This window comes from Hohaiivirga grylli, from assembly GCF_039655745.1.
Taxonomy (GTDB): domain Bacteria; phylum Pseudomonadota; class Alphaproteobacteria; order Rhizobiales; family Beijerinckiaceae; genus Hohaiivirga; species Hohaiivirga grylli.
Genome location: NZ_JBBYXI010000001.1, coordinates 43,248 through 68,451 on the forward strand (window position 1 = coordinate 43,248; position 25,204 = coordinate 68,451).

Consider the following 25,204-nt stretch of genomic DNA (forward strand, 5'->3'; position numbering starts at 1 on the left):
CCGGAATAATCACAGCCAGCCTGGTGCTTTTTCACAAACCCTGTATTGTCAGCCGCCTTAACGCATGTTAATCCAGCTCCGCTTCAACCGATGATACAGAAGCCCCGCGGAGAGGTGGCAGAGTGGTTGAATGCACCGCACTCGAAATGCGGCATAGGCGCAAGTCTATCGGGAGTTCGAATCTCCCCCTCTCCGCCAGAATAAACTTCGGAAGCATCAGAGAAATTATATTTTTAAGTAGTTTTAACCCTTTTAGGTTTCTCAGGAATGAATTTCTTTAATTGCAAGACACTATCTGCTTGTACCAAACTACGTTCAATAAAAATTTCGACTGTAGACAGTAATTGCCTTACATTTTTATCTCTCGTGATCCAACCGCGATGAGCTGCAGCATTTCCTGCATCAATTACTACTTCGAGTATATCAAACTCTTTACCACCAATAAATCCTTTTGTCTTTAAGTTTTCTAGTTTTTCTTTAAATGTTATTGCAGGATCAATGTTTAAAATTTCTGTTGCCCGATCTAATACAGTTCTCAACCCAACTGTTGCTAAAGTATGCGCATCATTTTCATACGCAATATAAACCTCATTTAATATTTTAAATATTGTAATATCAATATCTTCTATTTCAGATAGCCAAGTGGGTTTATTTTTTATTTCAGGCTTAGGGTAAATACATTTGTCATAAATTGGGGCACATTTTTCATTCCCAAAATCATCATATGAATAATCAATCTCTTCGCTATTCCAACTGCTAACTTCATAAAACATAGCTTCACAACCACAACATTGAAGAAGTGAGTGTGTGACCTCACCATGAATTTGAGCTTCCTCTTCATTGAAATTAATAGTTTTGCATCCATACACTTTACATATACGATCACCATTACATGAAGGACAGTGCGCTTTAGATGTTTTAAAATGATTATAATTATGCATACTCATGCTATAACCTCTCGAAAACATTATTCTATATTATTTAACTGTACCCTTAATTATTCTCTCACCTTTTTCAATCATAAATTGAATTGGATTATCTGAAGGAAGAGTAGATGTAGGAGGCGGGCGGCCTTCTATATCTCGAAGATACTGAGTTAGAACTTCGGAAATCTTTAAAGCTTCAACACTAGGCCACCATTTTGATAAATTTCGTGCCAGTTCATCAACCTGATCATATTTTGAAGAGTTATATATAAGAACAGGTGCAATTTCCGCTAAGCTTTTGTCTGCTGTAGCAAAAATGAAGTATTCTCCCTGCTTAATATTTTGATCATTTTTATTAATTTTAGCCACGAAATCACTCATATGAGTAATATCCCATGCAGCATTCTTAATTCCTCTAATTGCCCTCTCACGATCCGTAGAATGTAAATTTTTAATAACCCGCTTTTTCTTGTGAGGAGAGAAATACATTGTTGCAAAAATTGCAGCAGGGCCTGCAAAAAAATAATCTTGCACCATCCATTTGAGCAATGAAAGTGCACGATCCAATTGTGTTAAGTTTGAAAGCTCAAGTTCTGCAATTTTTAAAGCAACTATATAGTTACGTCTCCACCGACTTAGTGGATAAGCTAAATCTAATTTTTGGGTCTCTTTTAAACTAACGCTCGGCAAACGTTGAATTCGCCCTTGGGCTAAATCAACCCAACTATTTGCTTGACCGTAATCTGCCACTCTAAACCAAGCTAATTTCTCTAATGCTTTTTGATTTCCTTCACAGCTTGCAAGTTCATGAAATGCAATAGATGGTTCTATAAAGATATTCATTGTTTGAGAGAATGCCATCAAATCTATGGCAAGCTTCGTCACATCATCCATTCGAGACGGAATGCCAAATTGAGCAACATTAATCATACGAGATACAATGTTTAAATCTGGCAATAATTGAATTTTTTTCTCTTCAAAATGCTGAAGATGCAATATACTTTCTATAGAGAATAAATCAAATTTTTCAAAAGCGTAACCAAACACTAACGCATTTGATTTAAGTAATCTTTGCCTGATATCAACGATATCATTGTAGGGAAATTTTGGATCGCATTGAACAAGAAATTCCACGTCCATATCCTAATATTTGGAGCTAGTAAATTTTACTAAATTATATAAAATTTTCAATTATAATTATTAGTCCCTGGACCTCAAATCGCATTCACTGCTTCTTTCAGCCCCTTGAGCGGGACACGGAGCCTGATGGGTTTTCCGGCCTTGTTCCAGAACTGGACGAAGACACTTTCGGCTTTTGATATCTGGCCGGAGAGAACTGGGCCGACGACTGTCTGGCCAATACAGACTGTTTTATTGCAGCCGTTAAACTTGATTTGAGCAAAGACCTGGCCCGTGGAAAGCCGTAGTTCCAAGCCTTTTGATATCTGCGTGTCAGGTGCAGTCCGTACGATCATATGCGGCTCACCACTATCGGTTGCAGCAAGTGACCAGCTAAAAACAAGAGCCTTCGTTGATTTGTCTTCTATGGTCTGGCTGGCGTTACAGACTTTGCGTCTCTCGCGTAAGTTTTCGTCACAAATCAGAATCCAGTTTTCAAACGGCTGGAAATAGCGGCGATACTGACCAAGCGGAACATTTTCCGGCAAAACAACATCGGAAGGACGGATCTGATATCTGCCGCGTGCGCTTGAATCATTTTCAGCGGCGGAGATGGCTCCGCCGCTGATAAGCATCATAACCATCACCAGAAGGGTGATAAGTCTCATTGAGTTACCTCAGTTCAGTGTAATACTCAGGCCACCGCCGACACCCCAGTGACCACCGGATGTGGTCGCGGAGAGATTGGCACGTACCATACCATCTTCACTGGTATAGCCAACACCCATCGCAAAGGCACCCTCACCACGCCATGCACCACCACCAACGGCCGTGCTCCACTTGCCCGGACGGTTGTCATAGCGAAGCGATGCGGCTGCAAGACCAACTGCTGCTGCCTGACGTGCTTCCTTCTTCGCCTTGGTGATTTCCTGATTGAGGCTATCAAACTTCATATCAGTGTAGGCATTGGCCTGCTGGAGAGTTTCAGCGGACTTGTAGTCTGTATAGGATCGTGATTCCTGCAAGGTTTGCTGAACACGCTGATCAATATACTGGTTGTTCACACTACCACCACTGACAGCTTCACGCAGCTGCGCAACGTTCACCGCGTCCGAGTCGTTGACACCTGCTGCAACGTTCGTGATCACAACAGGAGCGTTCGGATCACCACCCTCAAGAGTCACAGTATTGGACTTTGTTCCATCAGGGTTGAGGTCATACTTAACCGCATTCTGGTCAAGCTCTTCAACCTTCTGGTTGGTTTCATAGAGCTGGGAACCATTGACGGCATCGGTCGATGTCGCACTCAGGGTACCTGCTGCAACATTGGTGATCTTGTTGGTCTGAGATGAACCATGGCTGGCACTGAATGCACCAAGGTTATTATCCCAGAGCAATGCGTCATTCTGCAGAACTTCAATCGAGTTATCGATATTATCAACCCGGTTGTTGACGTTATTGACGCTGTTGCTCAGTCCACCCAGTGCATCACCAACGTTGTCATATGAGTTCGTTGTTGTTGAACCGTCTGAGTTCACATTGGTGAGGTTATAGGTTGGGCCTGTCCAGGTGCCGGTTTCACTGTCATAAGATGCACCACCACCAAGCGCAGAGGCTGAGCCTTCGCCAATAGTGGCGACATTCTGGTTGGTCTCATGCAGCTGAGAACCATTCACTGCATCCGATGAGTTTGCAGAAACATCACCATCAGCAACATTGGTCAGCTTCTGGGCATCACCCGGATTTGAAGCATCACCACCATCAGCGACCAGTGTGAGTTCATTCTCATTACCTGTCCGCTGAACCGGGCCAACCGTACCATTATCGATATTTGTCGTAATGTTATCGACACGTGTGTTGACGTTAGAGATGCTGCTGTTCACACCACCCAAAGCATCACCGACATTGTTGTAAGCAACGGTCGTCGTTGTGCCATCAACACCGATGCGTGCGATGTTATAGGTTGGAGCTGTCCATGTGCTGCCATCAAAGCTTGCACCACCACCGAAGTAGGAAGCAACCGTCTGATTGGTTGTAAACAGCTGAGAACCGTTCACTGCATCCGTTGAGGTTACGCTCAGCGTACCTGCTGCAACATTGGTGATCTTGTTCTGAGCACTGCTGCCATGGCTGGCGCTATAAGAACCCAGAAGATCATCCCACAACAGAGCGTCTGTATTCAGATTCTCAACATTTTGGGTCAGCGCATACAGCTGAGAACCGTTGACTGCGTCCAGTGAGCTGGCTGTGACAGCACCGTCAGCAACATTGGTCAGCTTCTGGGCAGCTCCCGGATTAGAGGCGTCACCACCAGCAGCAATCAGTGACAGAACTGCTGTTGCTGTACGTTGAACCGGACCAATTTCACCATTGGTGATGTTCGTTGTCAGGTTCGTCACATTGGTCTCAAGACTGTTGAGATGGGTGTTGGTGTTACCAATGCTGGTGTTCAGACCACCAAGCGCATCGCCAACGTTGTTGTAGGTGCTGGACGTTGTTGTGCCATCAACCGCAACATTGGTGATGTTGTAGGTTGGGGCTGTACCGGCACCGATGTCTGCACCACCACCCAGATACTGAGATGTATTCAGGTTTGTGGCATAAAGTTGCGAACCATTAACCGCATCCGTTGATGCTGCACTCAGTGTGCCAGCAGCAACATTGGTGATCTTGTTGGTTGTGACAGCTCCATGGCTGGCACTGAACGCACCAAGCGTATCATCCCACAACAGAGCATCTGTACCCAGATCAGTGATTGTCTGACCAAGAGCATAAAGCTGAGAACCATTAACAGCTTCAAGCGAGGTTGCTGTCACAGCACCATCCGCAACATTGTCCAGCTTCTGGGCAGCACCCGGAGCTGAGGCATTGCCGCCGGAAGCAATCAGTGACAGAGTTGTGGTGGCTGTCCGCTGAACCGGACCGATTTCACCATTGGTGATGTTCGTTGTCAGGTTCGTCACATTGGTCTCAAGACTGTTGAGATGGGTGTTGGTATTGCCAATGCTGGTGTTCAGACCACCCAGCGCATCACCAACGTTGTTGTAGGTGCTGGAGGTTGTTGTTCCGTCAACCGCAACATTGGTGATGTTGTAGGTTGGCGCTGTACCGGCACCAATGTCTGCACCACCACCCAGATACTGGGACGTATTCAGGTTGGTGGCATAAAGCTGGGAACCATTAACCGCATCCGTTGATGCTGCACTCAATGTGCCAGGGGCAACATTGGTCAGCTTCTGAGCTGCACCCGGAGCTGAGGCATTGCCGCCGGAAGCGATCAGTGACAGCGTCGTTGTGGCTGTGCGCTGAACAGGACCGATTTCACCATTGGTGATGTTCGTTGTCAGGTTTGTGACGTTTGTCTCAAGGCTGTTGAGATGTGTATTGGTATTACCAATGCTGGTGTTCAGACCACCCAGTGCATCACCAACGTTGTTGTAGGTGCTGGAGGTTGTTGTGCCATCAACTGCAACATTGGTGATGTTGTAGGTTGGGGCTGTACCGGCACCAATGTCGGCACCACCACCAAGATACTGGGACGTATTCAGGTTGGTGGCATAAAGCTGGGAACCATTGACTGCATCGGTTGATGCTGCACTCAGTGTGCCAGCGGCAACATTGGTGATCTTGTTGGTTGTGACAGCACCATGGCTGGCACTGAACGCACCAAGCGTATCATCCCACAACAGAGCATCTGTACCCAGATCAGTGATTGTCTGACCAAGGGCGTACAGCTGAGAACCATTAACAGCTTCAAGCGAGGTTGCTGTCACAGCACCATCTGCAACATTGTCCAGCTTCTGGGCGGCGCCCGGAGCGGAGGCATCTCCACCAGAAGCAATCAGGGACAGGGTTGTTGTGGCCGTACGCTGAACCGGACCGATTTCACCATTGGTGATGTTCGTTGTCAGGTTCGTCACATTGGTCTCAAGACTGTTGAGATGGGTATTGGTGTTACCAATGCTGGTGTTCAAACCACCCAGCGCATCGCCAACGTTGTTGTAGGTGCTGGACGTTGTTGTTCCATCAACTGCAACATTGGTGATGTTGTAGGTTGGGGCTGTACCGGCACCAATATCTGCACCACCACCAAGATACTGAGATGTATTCAGGTTTGTGGCATAAAGCTGCGAACCATTAACCGCATCCGTTGATGCTGCACTCAGTGTGCCAGCAGCAACATTGGTGATCTTGTTGGTTGTGACAGCTCCATGGCTGGCACTGAACGCACCAAGGGTATTATCCCACAACAGAGCATCTGTACCCAGATCAGTGATTGTCTGACCAAGAGCATAAAGCTGAGAACCATTAACAGCTTCAAGCGAGGTTGCTGTCACAGCACCATCCGCAACATTGTCCAGCTTCTGGGCTGCACCCGGAGCTGAGGCATTGCCGCCGGAAGCAATCAGGGACAATGTTGTTGTAGCAGTACGCTGAACCGGACCGATTTCACCATTGGTGATGTTCGTTGTCAGGTTCGTCACATTGGTCTCAAGACTGTTGAGATGCGTATTGGTGTTACCAATGCTGGTGTTCACACCACCAAGAGCGTCTCCAACGTTGTTGTAAGTTGTGCTGGTCGTTGTACCATCAACTGCAACATTGGTGATGACATAGTCCGGAGCAACACCTGCTGCAACATCAGCACCACCACCGAAATACTGAGACGTATTCTGGTTCGTGTTATGAAGCTGCGAGCCATTAATAGCCTCTGTCGAGTAAGAGCTCACATCACCAGCTTCAATGTTGGTAATCTTGTTTGTAAGCGTTGAACCATGGCTCGCACTGAACATGCCATAGGTATCATCCCAAAGGAGGGCATCAGCGCCAAGATTGGTGATTGTCTGACCAAGGGCGTAGAGCTGTGAACCGTTCACGGCATCCAAGGAGCTGGCTGTGACAGCACCGTCAGCAACATTGGTCAGCTTCTGGGCTGCACCTGGAGCTGAGGCATTGCCGCCGGAAGCAATCAGCGACAGCGTTGTTGTGGCTGTCCGCTGAACCGGACCGATTTCACCATTGGTGATGTTCGTTGTCAGGTTCGTCACATTGGTCTCAAGACTGTTGAGATGGGTGTTGGTGTTACCAATGCTGGTGTTCAGACCACCAAGCGCATCACCAACGTTGTTGTAGGTGCTGGAGGTTGTCGTTCCATCAACCGCAACATTGGTGATGTTGTAGGTTGGGGCTGTACCGGCACCAATATCGGCACCACCACCAAGATACTGAGATGTATTCAGGTTTGTGGCATAAAGCTGGGAACCATTGACCGCATCCGTTGAGACTGCACTCAGTGTACCAGCAGCAACATTGGTGATCTTGTTGGTTGTGACAGCTCCATGGCTGGCACTGAACGCACCGAGCGTATCATCCCACAACAGAGCATCTGTACTCAGATCAGTGATTGTCTGACCAAGAGCGTAGAGCTGCGAACCGTTGACGGCGTCCAGTGAGTTGGCTGTGACAGCACCATCCGCAACATTGGTCAGCTTCTGGGCTGCACCCGGAGCTGAGGCATTGCCGCCGGAAGCGATCAGCGACAGGGTTGTTGTGGCTGTCCGCTGAACCGGACCAATTTCACCATTGGTGATATTCGTTGTCAGGTTCGTCACATTGGTCTCAAGACTGTTGAGATGGGTATTGGTATTGCCAATGCTGGTGTTCAGACCACCCAGTGCATCGCCAACGTTGTTGTAGGTGCTGGACGTTGTTGTTCCGTCAACCGCAACATTGGTGATGTTGTAGGTTGGGGCTGTACCGGCACCAATATCGGCACCACCACCAAGATACTGAGATGTATTCAGGTTGGTGGCATAAAGCTGGGAACCGTTAACCGCATCCGTTGAGACTGCACTCAATGTGCCAGGGGCAACATTGGTCAGCTTCTGAGCGACACCCGGAGCAGAGGCATCTCCACCGGAAGCAATCAGCGACAGGGTTGTTGTGGCTGTCCGCTGAACCGGACCAATTTCACCATTGGTGATATTGGTCGTCAGGTTCGTCACATTGGTCTCAAGACTGTTGAGATGTGTATTGGTGTTACCAATGCTGGTGTTCAGACCACCCAGTGCATCGCCAACGTTGTTGTAGGTACTGGACGTTGTCGTTCCATCAACCGCAACGTTTGTGATGTTGTAGGTTGGGGCTACACCTCCTCCTGCAACGTCAGCGCCACCACCCAGATACTGCGACGTATTCTGGTTAGTTTCATTAAGCTGCGAGCCATTAATGGCCTCTGTCGAGTAAGAGCTCACATCACCAGCTTCGACATTGGTAATCTTGTTTGTAAGCGTTGAGCCATGGCTTGCACTGAACATGCCATAGGTATCATCCCACAACAGGGCATCAACACTACCGCCAATGCTTTGGCTTAATGCGTACAGCTGAGAACCATTAACGGCCTCCAGTGAACTTGCAGAAATCTCACCATCAGCAACATTGGCCAGCTTCTGGGCAACACCCGGAGCAGAGGCACTACCACCAGAGGCAATCAGTGACAGGGTTGTTGTTGCCGTACGTTGAACCGGGCCAATCTCACCATTGACGATATTGGTCGTCAGATTTGTCAGGTTCGTTTCAACATTGTTGATATGGGTGTTTGCATTTCCAAGGCTGGTGCTGATACCACCAAGCGCATCACCCACGTTGTTGTAGGTGCTGGATGTTGTTGTACCATCAGCTGCAACGGATGTGATGACATAAGTCGGAGCTGTCCAGACGCCACCGGTATAACCGGCTCCACCACCAAGAGCTGCTGCAAGACCGGTTGTTGCATCTTCAATACTGGCATTAACCGCAAACAGCTGGGATCCGTTGATTGCATCAGTCGAGGTGGCAGAGATAGAACCTGCTGCAACATTGGTAATTGTGCGCTTCAGATCGGCACTACCCACACTGACCGTACTATTGGCAACATCACCAGCAAAGTTATAAGCCTTACCGTTAATGGTGATCGAGGCTGTTGAAACGGCGGCAGCTGTCAATGACGAGGCACCAAGCGCAACAGAGTTATCTTCATTGGCGCGCGCAGAATCACCAAGTGCAGTAGAGGACACGCCTCTGGAATATGCACCAGTGCCTAAGCTTGTCGCATTTTTAGCCATTGCAAAGGAGAAATAACCAATAGTTGTAGCCCCTTCATAGGCAGCTGAAGAGCGCCCGATAGAAATACTATTGAGGCCAGCAGCATTAGAATAGTTTCCTAATGCAGTTCCGCTCTCACCAGTTGCACGTGCAATATACCCAACAGCCGTTGCGTTGGCACCAGAGGCAGCTGAATTATAACCAACAGCTAAGCTTGAAGCCCCGGAGGCCTCAGAGGCATAACCGATAGCCGTACTGCTTGCGCCAGAAGCAAAAGCTTCATAACCCAGAGCAAGCGAATTAATACTGGTAACTTCCGAGTACGAGCCAATAGCAATTGAATTGCTGGTTGCTGCTCCCGTTGTGGCAAGAAAACCTATGGCAATTGAATCAGAGCCATCTGCTCTCGTTGACTGACCAATAGCAATCGTATCCGCCCCTAGTGCCTTTGCACTGGAACCGATTGCTGTTGCATGTTCGTTTGATGCGGTTGCACCAGGGCCCAATGCGGTTGACCAGCTAGCACTTGCAGTAGAAAGTGTACCAAATGCCGTGCTGCTATTAGCCGTCGCCTTGGCAGTGTTACCGATAGCCGTTGAAGAAGAGCCTGATGAAATTGTCAGATACCCGAAAGCAACAGAGCCACCCCCTGTTGCCTGAGCACTGCGCCCAACGGCTGTATTATTATTTGTCGATGTTCCACCAGCAACACCACCAACAGCGGAATAACCGATCACAACATCATACAGACCATACGAATTGGCTGATGCGCCCATTGCCATGGAATAATTGGCAGCAACCGATGCTTTATAACCAAAAGCAATGGCACTCTGCCCACCAACATATGATGTCCCGCCGATCGCAATGGAGTAGGCAGCAGTACCTGACGTTGTAGACGCCATAGATGCGCCCTGACCGATCACAATACCATAATTACCTGGAGCACTGGCTTGTGAGCCCAAGACAACAGCATATCCGCCCGTTGCCTGAGCCGCATTACCGATAGCAATCGCATCAGCAGCTTTTGCGGCTGATGTATTACCCAGTGCAATTCCATTATGGTACGTCACATTTGCAGACGTCCCCAGTGCAATTCCATTATTCACATTTGCGCCAATCAGCGCCGCACTACCAATGGCAACTGAGAAATTTGCATTATTCGTAACGGTAGCCCCATCGCCCAAAGCAACAGAACTGGTACCACCAGCAGTGGATTTATAGCCAAGCGCAACAGCGTTCACTCTAGCCGTCGTAGCCTGGGCCCCTAATGCCACACTGTAATCAGTCGTCGCAGCAGCCCCATCACCGATGGCAACAGCACTAAGACCTGCCCTCGTTAATTGCCCAATCGCAATAGCATTCGCTTTGCTAACAACAGCATTATAACCAATCGCAACGGAATAATCATAATCAGCATTAGCTGTTGCACCGAGTGCAATTGCACGCAGTCCTAATGACTGTGCATTATACCCGATGGTCGTCGACTCGCCACCACCTGCTATTGCATTGACACCAAGCGCCATATCCAGACCGGTACCATTCGTCGAGGCTCCGGAACCCAAAACAATGTCATAATCTGACTGGGCATATGATCTTTCCCCCAGTGATATCGAAGATACACCGGTTGCCATCGACATGTAGCCGAGAGCCATGGCGTCATCTTTTAAAGCCCAGGCAGTATCACCTATTGCAATAGCATGATCTGCAGTTGTACCACCACTAGCTATCGTCGCCTTGGCGTTAGTCCCTATAGCAATCGTACCAGTATAACCCGCGGTGGCCTGAGAACCAATTGCTGTACTATTAACGCCCTCTGCTTTTACCTGATACCCAAAAGCAAGCGCCTGCATATTCGTTGCAGATGCATATGAACCCACAGCCGTAGCATTTGTACCACCAGTACCCGTGCTCGAAGAATAGCCGGCAGCCAATGAGGACTGCCCGGCCGCTGTGGTTGCAAAGCCCATAGCATAAGAACCGAAAGCTGTTGCCTTTGCTGATGCACCGACTGCCGTACTACTTGCGCCCGAAGCGACAGAATTAGTACCAATAGCAACCGCATTTGTCATTGAGGCTGCAGCATTATTACCCATGGCAATCGAGCTGTTACCAGAAGCTGAAGCACTTGTACCAATAGCAACAGCAGACATTGCCGTTGCCGCACTTCCACAGCCCATAGCAATGGCCAAATTGGAATTTGCAAGAGCATTTGCCAGCGTTAATGTCGAACAGGCCCCCGACGGTGAAATCGCTGTTGCATTACCAATGGCACTGCCGCCCCCAAGAGACTGGGCAAATGCAGGAGTCGAGGAAATGACCAGACTACCCGCGACAAGGGCCACCCCAATTCCGACACCCAGAGCCAGCTTGCTACGCTTCATGCCAAGGGTGCGATGCGCCATACGCAAAACGCGCATAAGCTGACGACGCGATGCCTTCGATACATTCTGGCTAGACAGATTAATAGACGAACGACGCTCAGAAGCGCTGAAAAACTTGCTCATACTTGCCCCAATAGACTTTAATGTCTGTTTGTTTAAATTCTATGATCAAGACGTAAGAACATTACCTCTTTCACATATAAACCAATATCTTACCGCTTAAGAACAGCCCCTGCCGATCTTACGGACATCGCAGGAGCCTGACATATGGCATGAAAGCCAAGTTTCAAACGCTCCTAGGTGCGTACAAATTCAAAGGAAGTATAACTTAATCTTATACAAGAAATAATTATTCCAGATGATTTATACGATCATTTCCGGCATTTTATAATAAAATTATATGAACTTGCAATAGAAATTTTAATATCAGACAATTTAAAAATATTTTTCAAAACAAATGATTTTATTGAAATTAATGATTAGTATCAATAAGTTAATTGGTTGAATATATTATTATGAAGCCTTTTGCTGTTTTATATTAAAAAAATTAATGGATAGATAAATAATCATAAAACCTGTCGTAATTTGCTTAACTCTAGGTTCGCTGAGTGAAATTGACGCAGTAACCTTACGAATCAAAATAATGACAATTAGGTTAACCCAAAGAAATCGGACTATTCCGCGGATTATGTAAATTTTCCAACTGCAATAAAGCAGCCTGTAACTCATAAATTCTGCCCATTTATACCCCACCATCTCTTAGTTCGCAGCGCTCTTTACACCTATATATCCCACGTGCTACTTACGTTTCATAAGTTTCACCTTTCGAGTTTTTCATTTTGGTCATTGGGACACATAGCGGAACGCTCAAACGGCGGTTGACCCTGGCAGAGATTGTCAGGCGGCAGGGTGAAATGCGGGTTGAAGACCTGGCGCAGGTGCTTGGTGTATCAGCTGTTACCATTCGCAGTGATCTCAATTACCTTGAAGAACAGGGCCTGTTGATCCGCAGCTTTGGCAAGGCACTGGCAACCAACCAGCTAACTCCCAAATTTAACAGAGAGCAGGCAACACCCAACAAGGCACATACAGCCTTAATGTTACGGACTGTAGCTAATCTCGTACAGGATGACGGCCCCTTACTCATTGGACAGGGTAATCTGGTCAAGCAGATCATTCCGCTGCTCAACTGCCTTCATGATCTCCAGCTTATTTTATGTGATATTGATGCCATCGCACTGGCCCGACAGTGTCTTGACGGCAAGATCAATCTGCTGGCCGGAACACTTGGGGCAGATGGCTCCACTCTTGGCGGGCCAAAACTCATTCAAAGTCTGAAATGTGAACTGGTCGATACTTATCTGTGTGAGGCCAAGGCGATAGATGTGAAAGGTAATCTCATCATCGATGAACGTTCGTCTTCCGAGTTTACCCAGGCTGCCCTCATACATGCCCGGCAAACCATCACTTTCATACATAGCCATAATATGGCGCACACTACATTTACTGAATCAGCAAACCTTTCCATAGCCCGTATTGGCACCATCGCTTTTTCAGAGCGCCCTGACATAGGGTGTCGCGAGCTTCTGACCCGTTTGGGGTTCAGATTACACCCCGGCCCAACCGGAACATTTATTTTCAAGCAATCTCAGGTCTAACAGAGGAGCAAGCCGTGTTTTCATTCAAAGGACTTAAAATTGCAGCCCTTGCCGGTCTGGCACTCGGCGCATTGTCTCTTCCCGCCACTGCCAAGGACGTGATCGGGGCATCTCTCCTGACACAATCCCATCCCTTCTACATCGACCTCGGTGAGGCCATGAAGAAGGAAGCAGAGAAACAGGGTGTTACACTCGACATCTCCATTGCCAATCAGGATCTCAACAAGCAGCTTGCTGACATTGAAGATTTCATCACTAAAAAGGTCGATGTCATTGTGCTGTCACCGGTTGATTCCGATGGCGTTCGCAACATTATCCGCAAGGCTGAAAAGGCCAATATCAAAGTCATTACGGTTGATATCCCGGCCAATGGCGTCAAGGTTGCATCCCACATTGGCACAGACAACTATGCCGGTGGTGTCAAAGCTGGCGAGATGATGGCTAAGCTGACCGATGGCAAAGGTGAAATCGCCGTCATCAATTACCCGACAGTGCAGTCAGTTGTTGATCGCGTCAAAGGCTTCAGCAAAGCCCTTGAAGCCCATAAGGATATGAAGATTGTTGCCAATCAGGCCGGTATCACCCGTGCAGAAGCACTGGCAACGGCTGAGAACATCCTCAAAGCCAACCCAAAGATTGTCGGTATCTTCGGTTTTGGTGACGATGCAGCCCTCGCAGCAGCTGCAGCAGTCAAGGCAGCCAAGCTTGAAAATCAGGTCAAGGTCATCGGTTTTGACGGTATGAAGGAAGCCCGTGATGCCGTTGACAGCGATCCGGTCTTCGCTGCCGTTGTTCGTCAGTATCCGGATAAGATGGGCCAGACAGCCGTTCAGTCTGCCGTCAAGATCATGAAGGGCGAAACCGTTCCTGAATTACAGCCGATCGTTCCGGGCATGTATGTCCGTGGTGGCGACGTCAAGGAATAAGCTGTTCCATATGGGCGGGCCTTACCCCGCCCATATCATATTTTGGAAAAACCCATGTCAGACAGGCAGACAGCCTCAGATACACTTCTGGAAATCCGTGACCTGACCCGCTCTTTCGGGCCAGTGCAGGCATTGCGCCATATGAATCTCGATATTCGCCCGGGAAAGGTTCATACCCTGCTCGGCGAGAATGGTGCCGGCAAATCAACGCTGATCAAGATTCTTTCCGGTCTTTTCCCGCCATCAAGCGGCAGTATCCGTTTCAAGGGAAAAGCCTATTCTCCCGCCTCCCCACTGGAGGCAACAGAACTTGGCATCACAACAATCTTTCAGGAACTGAGCCTGAGCCGCAACCTGACAGTCGCCGAAAATATCTATGCCAATCATGAGCCCAACAGCTTTGGCTTTATTCGCGAGAAAACACTTTACGATAACGCCCGGCAGCTGATTGCCGAACTTGATCTGCCGATTGATGTACTGGCCCGTGTTGATGATCTTTCCATGGCCCAGCGCCAGCTTGTTGAGATTGCCAAGGGGCTGAGCCGCCCTGCGGATCTCGTCATCATGGACGAGCCAACCTCATCGCTCAGTGACAGTGAAGCCGAACTTCTGTTTGCCATTATTGAGAAGCTGAAAGCGCGTGGCACTGCTATCATTTATATCTCGCACAGAATGAGCGAGATCATGCGCATCTCTGATGACATCACCATCATGCGCGACGGTGAATACATCACAACACTTGGCAAAGAAGAAGCAGACATCAACAAGCTGATCGCATTGATGGTCGGTCGCTCACTTGATAATGTCTTCCCGCCACGAATTTCCGAGACTCCGACACCAAATGTCACTCCTCTGCTGGAAGTAGACCAGCTGACAGCCCATGGCTTCTTTGAAGACATCAGCTTCAAAGTCCGTCCCGGTGAAATTCTTGGATTTTTCGGGCTGGTCGGCTCAGGCCGCTCTGACGTCATGAAAGCCCTGTTCGGACTTGTTCCCTATACCGGCAATATTACGATTGACGGTAAAGCTGTTACAATCCGTAACCCGGGAGAAGCCATCAAACTTGGCCTTGCTTTCGTGACTGAAAATCGCAAGGAAGAGGGGCTGGTTCTCAGCCATTCGGTTGGTAACAACATCAGCATGGTCGCGCTTGGTTACTTCACTAACAGCCTCGGTTTCCTCAAAACCGGGCTTGAACGCAATTCGGCGCTGGAACAGGTCCGGCGCTTAGCCATCAAAACACCGAACCTCGAGTTTACATCCGGCAATCTCAGCGGCGGTAACCAGCAAAAGATCGTTCTCGCCAAATGGCTTGAGAACAAACCCCGCATTCTCATCCTTGATGAACCAACCCGCGGTGTTGATGTCGGTGCAAAATTTGAAATCTACACCATTATTCGTGAGCTGGCCGCTCAGGGCACTGCCATCCTCCTTGTCTCCTCGGAACTTCCGGAGGTTTTAGGCCTTAGCGACCGAGTAATCGTCATGCATAAAAAACAAATATCTGCAGACCTTCCCGCAGAAAACCTGACACAGGAATACGTTATGACCCACGCAGCAGGTGTTGCCCACGCAGAGGGAAACAGCCAATGAACAGACTAACTTCCAACCCATCCTTCAAGGCTATGCTGCGCCAGTATGGTGGCCTCATTCTGGCTCTGGTCGCCCTGTGCCTGTTTTTCTCCTATCAGCACGGCGCATTCTTCAGCGTATCTAATTTCGTCAACATCATGATTCAGGTGACAGTTGTCGCCATTGCCGCTTTCGGCATGACCTACGTCATTCTGCTAGGCGATATTGATCTCTCGGTTGGCTCAATGATTGCGGTCGCTGGTATGGTTGCAGCCCAGTGTTTCATCAGTGGCTTCGGCTTTATGTCCACCCTTGCCATCACTTTGTTTGCCGGGCTTGTTATGGGTGCAATCAACGGCATGCTCGTTGCCAAGCTGTCACTACCGGCCTTCATTGTAACGCTGGCGACCATGGGTATCTATCGCGGTGCTGTCAGCCTGCCGACACAGGGAAAGCCAGCGCGCATTGATGACGAGATGTGGTACATCATCGGCAATGAAGGCATTTCCTTACAGCCAATCGGTATTGATTTTGAAATTCCCTATATGGTTGTCATTCTGGCCGTTGTCTTCATTCTGAATGCTCTTCTGCTATCAAAAACAGTCTTTGGCCGCCGCACCTATCTGATGGGTGGCAATCGTGAAGCTGCCGTCTACTCCGGCATCAAGGTTGACCGTATCCGCATCATTATTTTCATGCTCTGCGGTCTGATGGCAGCTATCAGCGGTGTCATCCTCTCCGCACGTCTCGGTTCCGCACAGGTCAACGCCGGACAGGGCTATGAGCTTGATGCCATTGCGGCAGCCGTTCTCGGCGGCACAAGTCTTGCCGGTGGTGCCGGAACCATGGTTGGCACCCTGCTCGGAGCCATCCTGATCGGTGTTATCAATAACGGCATGAGCCTGATGAATGTTGAATATTTTTATCAGCTGATTGCCAAGGGCATTGTTATCATTCTTGCGGTCTATCTTGATGTCCGCAGCAAAAAAGCACGTACGTGAGATCAATCATGAAAAAGATCGTTGTTCTTGGTGAAATAGTCGTTGAGATTATGGCCGTTGATGTCGGCCAGAGTTTCCGTTCAGCAGGCTCGCTGGTTGGTCCGTTTCCAAGTGGCGCCCCGGCAATTTTTATTGATCAGGTTGCCCGTCTCGGTCAGCCCTGCGGTATCGTTTCCTGCGTGGGTGATGATGACTTCGGCTGGCTGAATATTGAGCGCCTGCGCGCAGATGGCGTCGATGTCTCCGCCATACGTGTTCACCCGGAGCTGCCAACCGGCAGTGCTTTTGTCCGCTATGATGCCGATAGCAGCCGCGACTTCATCTTCAATATCAAACACAGTGCCTGCGGACATATGGCCCTGACCGATGAGGCTGAGGCACTGATCAATGGCTGCGACCATATCCATGTCATGGGCTCATCGCTGTTTTCGTTCCGTATCATTGATGTGATCAAAAAAGCTATTGAAACCGTAAAGGCTAAAGGCGGTACGGTTTCTTTTGACCCCAACATCCGTAAAGAGATGCTGTCGATTCCGGAGATGCGGGCTGCTCTTGAGTTCATGCTGGAGTACTGTGATGTCTTCCTGCCAAGCGGGCCTGAGATTTCACTCCTGACTGAAGCCGATGATGAAGAAAAAGCCATCAGGGAAATCCTTGATATGGGCGTTTCATCCATCATTATTAAACGGGGTTCTGAAGGTTCGACCTATATTGACCGGGAGAAGACAATTCATAGCCCGTCTTTCAAGGTTGAAGAGCTCGACCCAACCGGAGCCGGTGACTGCTTTGGTGCAACCTATGTCACCTGCTGGCTGCGTGGCATGCCGGTTGAAGACTGCCTCCGCTATGCCAATGCGGCTGGGGCCAGAACCGTAACCGTCAAGGGGCCGATGGAAGGTGCATCGCATTTTGCAGATCTTGATGCCTTCATCGCCAACACCAAGACAGGAGCCTGAAATGCACGACAATACACTTCTTGCATTACCCAAGCAGCATGCCAAAGGTATCCGTAACGGTCTTCCCTCCATCTGCTCTGCACACCCACTTGTTATCGAAGCCGCCCTGCGCAGCGGTCTTGAAAACGATACCGAGGTTCTGATTGAAGCAACCTGTAATCAGGTCAATCAGGATGGTGGTTATACCGGCATGACACCGGCAGACTTCCGTCGGTTTGCAGAAGGCATCGCTGATAAGCTTGGCTTTGATAAAAGCCGCCTCATCCTCGGCGGGGATCATCTTGGCCCCAATCCATGGAAGCATCTTCCGGCCAATGAAGCACTTGCCAAAGCGGCAACCATGATGAAAGCTTTTGTTGAAGCCGGCTTCACGAAAATTCACCTTGATGCCAGTATGGCCTGTGCTGATGACCCGGTGGCATTACCTCCATCAATCATCGCCCAGCGTGCTGCCGATCTTGCAGCCATCGCCGAAAAATCCGCAGGCCCTGTTAAACCGGTCTATATCATTGGCACGGAAGTTCCGATTCCCGGTGGGGCAATGGAAGCGCTTGATCACCTGCAGGTTACACGCGCAGAAGATGCAAAAGAAACGATTGAGCTTCACCGTCTAGCCTTTTCCAGCCGTGGTCTGGAAGAAGCATTCAACCGGGTTATCGGCCTTGTTGTTCAGCCGGGTGTTGAATACGGCCATGAAGATGTCATTGCCTTTAAGCCGGAAGAGGCAAAAGACCTCAGTGCGGTTTTAAAGGACTTTCCGCAGATTGTTTTTGAAGCCCACTCGACAGATTATCAAACGCTCACGGGCCTCAGTGAACTTGTTGAAGATGGCTTTGCCATTTTGAAAGTCGGCCCTTGGCTGACCTTCGCCATGCGCGAGGCCCTTTATGGGCTGGACCGGATTGCCTGCGAACTGATGGATATTCCGTCTGTTGATACGCTTGAGGCAACCATGGAACGGGTTATGCTCAATCTCCCGAAAGAATGGGAAAAATACTATCCGGGCAATGCCACGGAACAGCGTATCTTACGCCATTATTCCTATAGTGACCGTATTCGTTACTACTGGCCACAGCCTGAAGCACAGAAAGCTTTCAACCGTCTGATGAGCAATCTGGAAGGTAAAAAGATTCCGGAAACTCTGATCAGCCAGTTTATGGCTCCTGTTTATCAGGATGTTGTATCCGGCAAAGTCGAGGCAACCCCCAAAGAGCTGATCATTGCCACAATCCGCAAGGTTGTTGATACCTACGCGCGCGCTGCCCGCCAGATATAAAACCTTTTAAAGCTGAGTGTATGGCAACTCACAATGCCATACACTCATATGTATTCCGACCCGGAAAAATCCGTCTCTTCGACCAGTTGTACAAATTCCTGAACCGGGCTGAGCACTGATGCCTCATCCCGAAGAAGCATCCATGTTCCGCGTTCAAGAAACGCACCTGAACGATAACGCATGGCTTCGACATGTAGCCCCTTATGCCCTTGTAAAATACGGGCAGGCAGGAAACCATAGCCTAAACCCACTTTCACCATTTCAAGACAGGCATCGACACGATCAACCACCATGCCGACCTGAGCCGGAACTGTAAATTGCTCAGCCCACCAGTTATCAATGAGCATCTGGTTCGATGGTTCACTGGTAAAATGAATTTGAGGCAGTTGAGGCAACTCTTCGATTGAAAATGGGTCTTTATGTACAACAAGGACGTTCTCTGAAAACAGTCGACGTTTAATACCTGTCCAGTTCCAATCCTCTCGGATGAAGGCAATATGGATATCGTTCGCCAACAAACGATTCATTGTTTCCTTATCCCAGCCTGTATAGACGCGGAATTCAACGTCAGGGTACCGCGCTTTAAATTCCTTGAGTAAGGGGGGCAAAAGATAGCGCGTAAAGAAATGTGATGCGCCAATCCGAAGTGTACCTGCAGTTGCATTACGCATACTATCAAGCGTATCGCGAATACCCTCCAGCTCCCCGAGCACATGACGTGCTTTCCGAACAAGATATTCACCCTCGGCCGTGAACTGGACACCCTTTTTTCCTCTGACAACTGCCTGAACGCCAAAGAAATCCTCAATCAGCCGTAAACGGGTAGATAAGGCTGGCTGCGTCAGGTGCAGAACATTTGATGCTTTGGTGATGCTTCCCTGCTCATGAAGAACCAGCAAGAGCTTCCAGTCCCGTTCATTCATCCCATCACCTTATTTGCTGCACACTCAAGATAGAAATATAAATTATTTTTATGATTTTCTATAAAATATTACAAATATATTTTTTAGATAAAAGCTTTTATGTTTTTCCCATCAAGACCAAACCGCACTGATCGCGGATCAACTGAAAGGTAGTTTCACCTACCCCAATGGGAGATTGTCATGAAGAAATTTCTGGAAACACTTGCCTGCATCATGAATGATACGTGGTATCGCGACTGTTACAAACACAAAGAGCCCAGAAAGCATGACAATACCGAGTTCATGTCAATGTTAGCCGGATTAATGGGCGACAAACGGCTGATGCCGGATAAACAGCCCTTACCTCATAAACGGATTGCTGCTCATCAGTAAGCAATCATCCTCCCAGGAAAGCGCCTCCCACAAGGAGGCGTTTTCTTTTGCTCCTTCCCAGCCAGCACATACTTCAACCCAGACCAGTAAATTACGCATGCCGCAGCATTCGGTTATGCCCTATAATAAAGGCATTGAGAAAAGAGCGATATTTTTACCATGCTGAATTTCATTTTAGGTGCTCTGGTTGCCATGCTGACCAGCCTAGTCGGTATTTCCTTATGGCTCAGGACAAAATTTTCAGGAAGCAAAATCAAACAGGCTGCTGATGACGCAATCAGGGAATTGCACCACATCGACCACATGATGGAAGCTAAAGTTTACCCGATTAAACGCTGACTACTGAATAGTCTGAGAGCGCATCCCTACGACCTCACGTATCAGATCTGTTAGTGTCTTTAATCCATCAACACGTGATGTTGGTGAAACCATCAGGCCCATACGGCATTTTCCCAGCTTAGGGAGCCCGGCTTCTTCTGAGACAACCCTGAAATCTCGGGGAATGATGCTTTCCGGCAGGGGCGTAACAGCAAGGCCAGCAGCCACGGCCTTGGAAATTGCCGCGTAGTTTCTGGAAGTTAGTGCATGCTTCATCGGTATGCCAGCTATCGTAAGCGCATCTTGTGCTGCAATACGCCATTCACATTCTTTACTACTAAGGGCAACAGGTAGAGGCCTTTCATACTCAATCGTATTATTTTTGGCAGCAACCCATAACAAGGGTTCTTCTCTTAGAATTTCGATATCCGCATCCGTCATATCAGAGAGAACTGTTAAAAGTGCAACGTCCAGATCACCAGAGTTAATCTGTTCAACCAACTGCGTACTGCTTTCACAACTGACAAGCATCTCAGCTAACGGATGACGCATGGAAAAACACGACATGATATCTGAGAAAAAGGCTTCTGCGTAATCATCCGGAATACCAAACCGGATTCGACCTCTTAACCCTTTACCAGAAATAGCCTCAAGCGCCACTGCTTCAGTATGCAGAATGTTACGGGCGTATTCTATTAACTGCTCACCACTCTCTGTTAAACGCGCACCACGCCCGGCTTTTGCAAATAATGCTTTACCGAGCATCTCTTCCAAACGTCTGATATGCATGGATACGGCAGATTGTGTCTTGTTCACGCGCTGGGCTGCACGTGTAAAACTGCCGGTATCAACAATCGCAATGAAACTGCGGAGCTGGTCAGTATCAAACATTCATTGATCTCATTTAGCGATGAATATTATTCCAAACATTCGTTAGACGAATAATTCGTATCACCGTATCTTACCATCATCAATCAGCATTTCGGAATAGGCCGGCGTGCGGACCTGAAACCTGAAAAACAGCATTTTCGGGAAGGGCGGAGCTATGACTGACACCAATGTAAAGTTTAAGAACCCTATCCTTCGGATATTTCATTATCTGGGAACTGTGTTTACAAAGAGACCATCTCTTCAGAGCATGACGGCTCAACAGCTTGAGAGTATGGGGCTTGAGCCACATACCTTGAAGCAGGCACAATCATACTCTGCAATATGGAACATCCCTGTCAAAAAAGACCCCGCATCCTTTTGAAAGCGGGGTCCGGCTAGTCTGCCGAAATCTAAGTTTCTTGAAACTAAGAACGGTTCTGCTTCATCATATCAATGATCTTTCTTGCAGCACGTTCATGTGGCTTATCAATCATTCGCCCATTGACTGTCACAACTCCCGCCTGAGGATTAGCGGCAAAAGCTGCCAGAACCATTTCCGCCCACTCAATCTCTTCCGGAGCTGGCGTAAATGTATCATTCACCACATCAATGTGGCTTGGGTGAATAACGGCTTTAGCGGCAAAGCCATCCCGTCTGGCCGCAACAGCTTCTGCCGTTACAACTGACAAATCCTTGATAACCGGGCAAATCGTATCAATTGCGACAACTTCCGCGGCAGCGGCAGCCATCAGGCATAAATTGCGGGCAAGCCGAAAAGGCTCCGTATGGATCCCATCAATATTATTGGTTGTTGCGCCGAGTGAAGCCGCGAGATCTTCAGCGCCCCACATCAAGCCCCAAAGGCGTTTATCAGCCCGCCGGTAACTCTCCAGACCAAATATTGCACTCGCACTCTCGGTTGCAATCGCAATGACTTTTGTCTCACCAACCGGGATATTATGTGCCATTTCTAGGGGTTCCAGATAATAGGATAACCGGGCAATACTATCGGCACCATCCGCTTTGGGTAAAACAATGCCATCAGGCTTTAGAGGCATAACCGCAGCCAGATCAGCAAATGTCATCTCTGTCTCAAGGGCATTAACGCGAACAAACAGCTTCTGATCATTCCGCTCGGTCTGTAACATCTCACAAACAATCTTACGGGCAGCCTCCTTGTTATCAAGTGCAACGGCATCTTCCAGATCAAGGATCAAGGCGTCAGCATGACCAGAGCGGGCCTTGGTAAATTTATGCAGGCTATCCCCCGGTACGAACAGAAATGAACGCATCAGGCCACCTCACGTTTCCGCATAAGTCCAACACGTTTGCAGATAGCAACAACATCACCATTCTGTTTTGTACAGCTATGCTCAAACTCAACCAGCCCGGCATCAGGACGGGATTTACTCTCTCGCTTGGAAAGGACCTTTGTATGACTACGCAATGTATCGCCTGCAAAGACGGGTTTTGGAAAACGAACCTCAGACATCCCCAGGTTACCGATTGTCGTACCAAGCGTTGTATCCTGAACACTCATACCCACCATAATAGCCAATGTGTACATACTATTGAATAATGGCTTTCCCCATTCAGTCTGGGCTGCAAAATGCGCATCAATATGTAATGGCTGCGGATTATGTGTCATCAGACTGAAGGTAATATTGTCAGATTCAGTTACCGTTCTGGATACCTCATGGTGAAACTCCATCCCCACTTCGAAGTCTTCATAATAGAGACCTGCCATTTCTCTCTCCTAAAACTATGATAACCGATGATTTTAAACGGTTTCCAGAACAATCAGTTCTGCACTTTCTTCAACCTGATCCCCAGAATGGCAGCGAACCTGTGCAACCTTTGCATCTTGAGATGCTTTCAAGGCATGCTCCATTTTCATGGCTTCAACGATGACGAGTATTTCACCCGCTACAACTTCCTGTCCCGGCTCGACCAAAACAGAAATAACCCGTCCAGGCATTGGTGATTTAATGGCACCATCTGCCGCCCCATCATCGCCTGTTCCATAGTCTTTCCGCGTTTCCAGAACGAAACGCCCGCGCCCATTCTGCTCCAGAACAGAGAGATTCTGGCCACTCCTGAACCAGAGTGCATGACAGACAAGATCATCAATCTGACCACTCAGACGATTACCTTCCAGAGTGCCCGTTACATTGAGACGTGCACCGTCCGGGAGCTGTAAGAGCAAATGACCACCCTGCCATGTTGCCAATACCGATATCTCCCGCTCCCCATCACGCAGACGAATAACCTCCTCAACAGGAAGGTTGAGGCGCCAGTTCCGAGCATGATCCCATGGGTCAACATACCCTTTGACTGCCTGAGCAGCTGCTGCCTGATTAACCCGATCAAACAGGATACCGGAAACGGCGAGCGCCAGCTTTCGGTTATTCTGCTCAGCCTGCCCTAACAAGGTTTCCCTGTTACGCTCAATAAAACCGGTATCAGGGGCACCGGTTATAAATTCATCACTCCTGATAATCCGTTCAAGAAAGGCAATGTTACTGGTAATGCCGCCAACATAGGTTTCAGCCAGCGCTTTTTGCATTGCAAAAATAGCGGCTTCCCTGTCTGTGCCATAGGCAATGATTTTCGCGATCATCGGGTCATAGAATACCGAGATAAGGGAGCGCTCATTAACACCGGTATCAACCCGAATACTGTCAGACGTATTTGGCAAGGCCAATGCTGTCAGCTGACCACTTTGTGGCAAAAACTCCTGTTCCGGATTTTCGGCATAGAGCCGCACTTCAAGAGCGTGACCTTTCTGGTGAATATCTTTCTGCATTAAAGGAAGGGGCGCGCCCGCTGCCACCTCAAGCTGCCAGGCAACCAGATCAAGACCCGTAATCATTTCAGTGACCGGATGCTCAACCTGCAAGCGGGTGTTCATCTCCATGAAATAGAATTGCTGATCAGCTTCTGAATAAAGAAACTCGATTGTTCCCGCACCCACGTAGTTAATGGCTTTTGCAGCCGTTACAGCCGCCTGATGCAGCTTCTCTCGGACTTCATCAGGAATACCGGGAGCAGGCGCCTCCTCAACAACCTTCTGGTGGCGGCGCTGAACCGAACAGTCCCGATCGTAGAGATGCACGCAATTACCATAGCTGTCGGCAAACACCTGCACCTCAACATGCCGAGGCTTAATCAGGTATCGCTCAAGCAGGACATGATCATCACCGAAGGATGACAGCGCCTCGCGCTTTGCGCTGGCGAGCGCTTCATCAAATTCTTCGTGTGCAGAGACAACTTTCATCCCCTTGCCGCCACCACCAGCAGACGCTTTAATCAGCAGCGGGTAACCGATTTTATCAGCATATTCCTTCAAGACATGAGGTGACTGATCTTCACCGTGGTATCCCGGCACCAAAGGCACATTTGCCTTTTCCATGAGCGCTTTGGCTCGTGCCTTCTCACCCATGGCATGAATGGCAGATGCTGGTGGCCCAACAAAAATGATACCCTCGGCCTGACAACGCTCGGAAAAATCAGCATTCTCTGACAGAAAACCATAACCAGGGTGAACGGCTTCTGCGCCAGATCGTTTGGCGACATCCAGAATTACATCCTGTTTTAGATAGCTCTGTTTCGCTTCACTCGGGCCAATCCAGTAAGCTTCATCAGCCTGCGCAACATAAGGGGCATCTCTATCCGCGTCAGAGAATACGGCAACAGTTGCAATCCCAAGCCGCTTGGCTGTGCGTATAATCCGGGAGGCAATTTCTCCACGATTAGCAATCAGCAATTTACGCGGCAGCCTGACTGAGGCGGGAGACATTTTGGAATGAATAGTCATGAATAT

General features: G+C 48.6%; 17 protein-coding genes and 1 tRNA gene. 9 read left to right on the plus strand and 9 right to left on the minus strand.

The annotated features are described in order from the left end of the window. Positions 1 to 108 precede the first annotated feature (108 nt). Positions 109 to 198, plus strand: a tRNA-Ser gene (locus WJT86_RS00115). 35 nt (positions 199 to 233) lie between these two features. Here WJT86_RS00115 and WJT86_RS00120 read toward each other — a convergent pair. The 4 genes from WJT86_RS00120 to WJT86_RS00135 form a co-directional block, all read right to left on the minus strand. Beyond that, positions 234 to 947: a DUF4145 domain-containing protein gene (locus tag WJT86_RS00120; RefSeq protein ID WP_346335461.1), complete on the minus strand. Its 714-nt coding sequence runs from the start codon at positions 945 to 947 to the stop codon at positions 234 to 236. Positions 948 to 977: 30 nt separating this feature from the next. Beyond that, positions 978 to 2,060, minus strand: a complete 1,083-nt coding sequence (locus WJT86_RS00125) for a hypothetical protein (protein WP_346335462.1) — start codon at positions 2,058 to 2,060, stop codon at positions 978 to 980. Positions 2,061 to 2,140: 80 nt separating this feature from the next. Next, entirely contained in the window at positions 2,141 to 2,713 is a 573-nt protein-coding gene (locus tag WJT86_RS00130; protein WP_346335463.1) for an invasion associated locus B family protein, read from the minus strand. A 9-nt stretch (positions 2,714 to 2,722) separates the two neighbouring features. Further along, positions 2,723 to 11,632: a YadA-like family protein gene (locus tag WJT86_RS00135; RefSeq protein ID WP_346335464.1), complete on the minus strand. Its 8,910-nt coding sequence runs from the start codon at positions 11,630 to 11,632 to the stop codon at positions 2,723 to 2,725. 755 nt (positions 11,633 to 12,387) lie between these two features. Here WJT86_RS00135 and WJT86_RS00140 point away from each other — a divergent pair. From WJT86_RS00140 to WJT86_RS00165, 6 genes are read left to right on the plus strand one after another with little or no spacing between them, the layout of a single operon-like run. Then, the gene (locus WJT86_RS00140; RefSeq protein WP_346336260.1) at positions 12,388 to 13,167 is read left to right on the plus strand and encodes a DeoR family transcriptional regulator; all 780 of its coding nucleotides are present in this window, start codon (positions 12,388 to 12,390) and stop codon (positions 13,165 to 13,167) included. A 14-nt stretch (positions 13,168 to 13,181) separates the two neighbouring features. Further along, positions 13,182 to 14,093 (plus strand): substrate-binding domain-containing protein, encoded by a 912-nt coding sequence (locus WJT86_RS00145; protein ID WP_346335465.1) that lies wholly within the window; start codon positions 13,182 to 13,184, stop codon positions 14,091 to 14,093. A 54-nt stretch (positions 14,094 to 14,147) separates the two neighbouring features. Further along, positions 14,148 to 15,686 (plus strand): sugar ABC transporter ATP-binding protein, encoded by a 1,539-nt coding sequence (locus tag WJT86_RS00150; RefSeq protein ID WP_346335466.1) that lies wholly within the window; start codon positions 14,148 to 14,150, stop codon positions 15,684 to 15,686. Next, positions 15,683 to 16,666, plus strand: a complete 984-nt coding sequence (locus WJT86_RS00155) for an ABC transporter permease (protein ID WP_346335467.1) — start codon at positions 15,683 to 15,685, stop codon at positions 16,664 to 16,666. The genes WJT86_RS00150 and WJT86_RS00155 overlap by 4 nt, the downstream gene beginning before the upstream one ends. 8 nt (positions 16,667 to 16,674) lie before the next feature. After that, positions 16,675 to 17,622, plus strand: coding sequence for a tagatose kinase (locus WJT86_RS00160; protein ID WP_346335468.1), 948 nt, complete (start codon positions 16,675 to 16,677; stop codon positions 17,620 to 17,622). A gap of 1 nt (position 17,623) precedes the next feature. Continuing rightward, positions 17,624 to 18,898: a D-tagatose-bisphosphate aldolase, class II, non-catalytic subunit gene (locus WJT86_RS00165; RefSeq protein WP_346335469.1), complete on the plus strand. Its 1,275-nt coding sequence runs from the start codon at positions 17,624 to 17,626 to the stop codon at positions 18,896 to 18,898. A 44-nt stretch (positions 18,899 to 18,942) separates the two neighbouring features. On the opposite strand, the gene WJT86_RS00170 is transcribed toward WJT86_RS00165, so the two are convergent. Beyond that, the gene (locus WJT86_RS00170) at positions 18,943 to 19,821 is read right to left on the minus strand and encodes a LysR family transcriptional regulator (protein ID WP_346335470.1); all 879 of its coding nucleotides are present in this window, start codon (positions 19,819 to 19,821) and stop codon (positions 18,943 to 18,945) included. A gap of 180 nt (positions 19,822 to 20,001) precedes the next feature. On the opposite strand from WJT86_RS00170, the gene WJT86_RS00175 reads away from it, so the two are divergent. After that, positions 20,002 to 20,193, plus strand: coding sequence for a hypothetical protein (locus WJT86_RS00175; RefSeq protein ID WP_346335471.1), 192 nt, complete (start codon positions 20,002 to 20,004; stop codon positions 20,191 to 20,193). 159 nt (positions 20,194 to 20,352) lie between these two features. Continuing rightward, the gene (locus WJT86_RS00180; protein ID WP_346335472.1) at positions 20,353 to 20,532 is read left to right on the plus strand and encodes a hypothetical protein; all 180 of its coding nucleotides are present in this window, start codon (positions 20,353 to 20,355) and stop codon (positions 20,530 to 20,532) included. On the opposite strand, the gene WJT86_RS00185 is transcribed toward WJT86_RS00180, so the two are convergent. The 4 genes from WJT86_RS00185 to WJT86_RS00200 all read right to left on the minus strand — a co-directional run bounded on the left by WJT86_RS00185 (position 20,533) and on the right by WJT86_RS00200 (position 25,198). Then, positions 20,533 to 21,402, minus strand: a complete 870-nt coding sequence (locus WJT86_RS00185) for a LysR family transcriptional regulator (RefSeq protein ID WP_346335473.1) — start codon at positions 21,400 to 21,402, stop codon at positions 20,533 to 20,535. A 404-nt stretch (positions 21,403 to 21,806) separates the two neighbouring features. After that, complete coding sequence (locus WJT86_RS00190; protein ID WP_346335474.1) at positions 21,807 to 22,673, minus strand: HpcH/HpaI aldolase/citrate lyase family protein; 867 nt, start codon at positions 22,671 to 22,673, stop codon at positions 21,807 to 21,809. Next, positions 22,673 to 23,128: a MaoC family dehydratase gene (locus WJT86_RS00195; RefSeq protein WP_346335475.1), complete on the minus strand. Its 456-nt coding sequence runs from the start codon at positions 23,126 to 23,128 to the stop codon at positions 22,673 to 22,675. Before WJT86_RS00195 ends, WJT86_RS00190 begins: the two co-directional genes overlap by 1 nt. A gap of 33 nt (positions 23,129 to 23,161) precedes the next feature. Continuing rightward, on the minus strand, positions 23,162 to 25,198 hold the full coding sequence (locus WJT86_RS00200) for an acetyl/propionyl/methylcrotonyl-CoA carboxylase subunit alpha (protein WP_346335476.1): 2,037 nt from the start codon (positions 25,196 to 25,198) through the stop codon (positions 23,162 to 23,164). Positions 25,199 to 25,204: the final 6 nt, after the last annotated feature.

Coding starts and splice junctions, on each gene's coding strand:
- WJT86_RS00160 (WP_346335468.1), top strand. CDS start 16,675: ATGAAAAAGATCGTTGTTCTTGGTGAAATAGTCGTTGAGATTATGGCC.
- WJT86_RS00200 (WP_346335476.1), bottom strand. CDS start 25,198: ATGACTATTCATTCCAAAATGTCTCCCGCCTCAGTCAGGCTGCCGCGT.
- WJT86_RS00190 (WP_346335474.1), bottom strand. CDS start 22,673: ATGCGTTCATTTCTGTTCGTACCGGGGGATAGCCTGCATAAATTTACC.
- WJT86_RS00180 (WP_346335472.1), top strand. CDS start 20,353: ATGCTGAATTTCATTTTAGGTGCTCTGGTTGCCATGCTGACCAGCCTA.
- WJT86_RS00130 (WP_346335463.1), bottom strand. CDS start 2,713: ATGAGACTTATCACCCTTCTGGTGATGGTTATGATGCTTATCAGCGGC.
- WJT86_RS00175 (WP_346335471.1), top strand. CDS start 20,002: ATGAAGAAATTTCTGGAAACACTTGCCTGCATCATGAATGATACGTGG.
- WJT86_RS00165 (WP_346335469.1), top strand. CDS start 17,624: ATGCACGACAATACACTTCTTGCATTACCCAAGCAGCATGCCAAAGGT.
- WJT86_RS00120 (WP_346335461.1), bottom strand. CDS start 947: ATGAGTATGCATAATTATAATCATTTTAAAACATCTAAAGCGCACTGT.
- WJT86_RS00170 (WP_346335470.1), bottom strand. CDS start 19,821: ATGAATGAACGGGACTGGAAGCTCTTGCTGGTTCTTCATGAGCAGGGA.
- WJT86_RS00195 (WP_346335475.1), bottom strand. CDS start 23,128: ATGGCAGGTCTCTATTATGAAGACTTCGAAGTGGGGATGGAGTTTCAC.
- WJT86_RS00155 (WP_346335467.1), top strand. CDS start 15,683: ATGAACAGACTAACTTCCAACCCATCCTTCAAGGCTATGCTGCGCCAG.
- WJT86_RS00185 (WP_346335473.1), bottom strand. CDS start 21,402: ATGTTTGATACTGACCAGCTCCGCAGTTTCATTGCGATTGTTGATACC.
- WJT86_RS00135 (WP_346335464.1), bottom strand. CDS start 11,632: ATGAGCAAGTTTTTCAGCGCTTCTGAGCGTCGTTCGTCTATTAATCTG.
- WJT86_RS00150 (WP_346335466.1), top strand. CDS start 14,148: ATGTCAGACAGGCAGACAGCCTCAGATACACTTCTGGAAATCCGTGAC.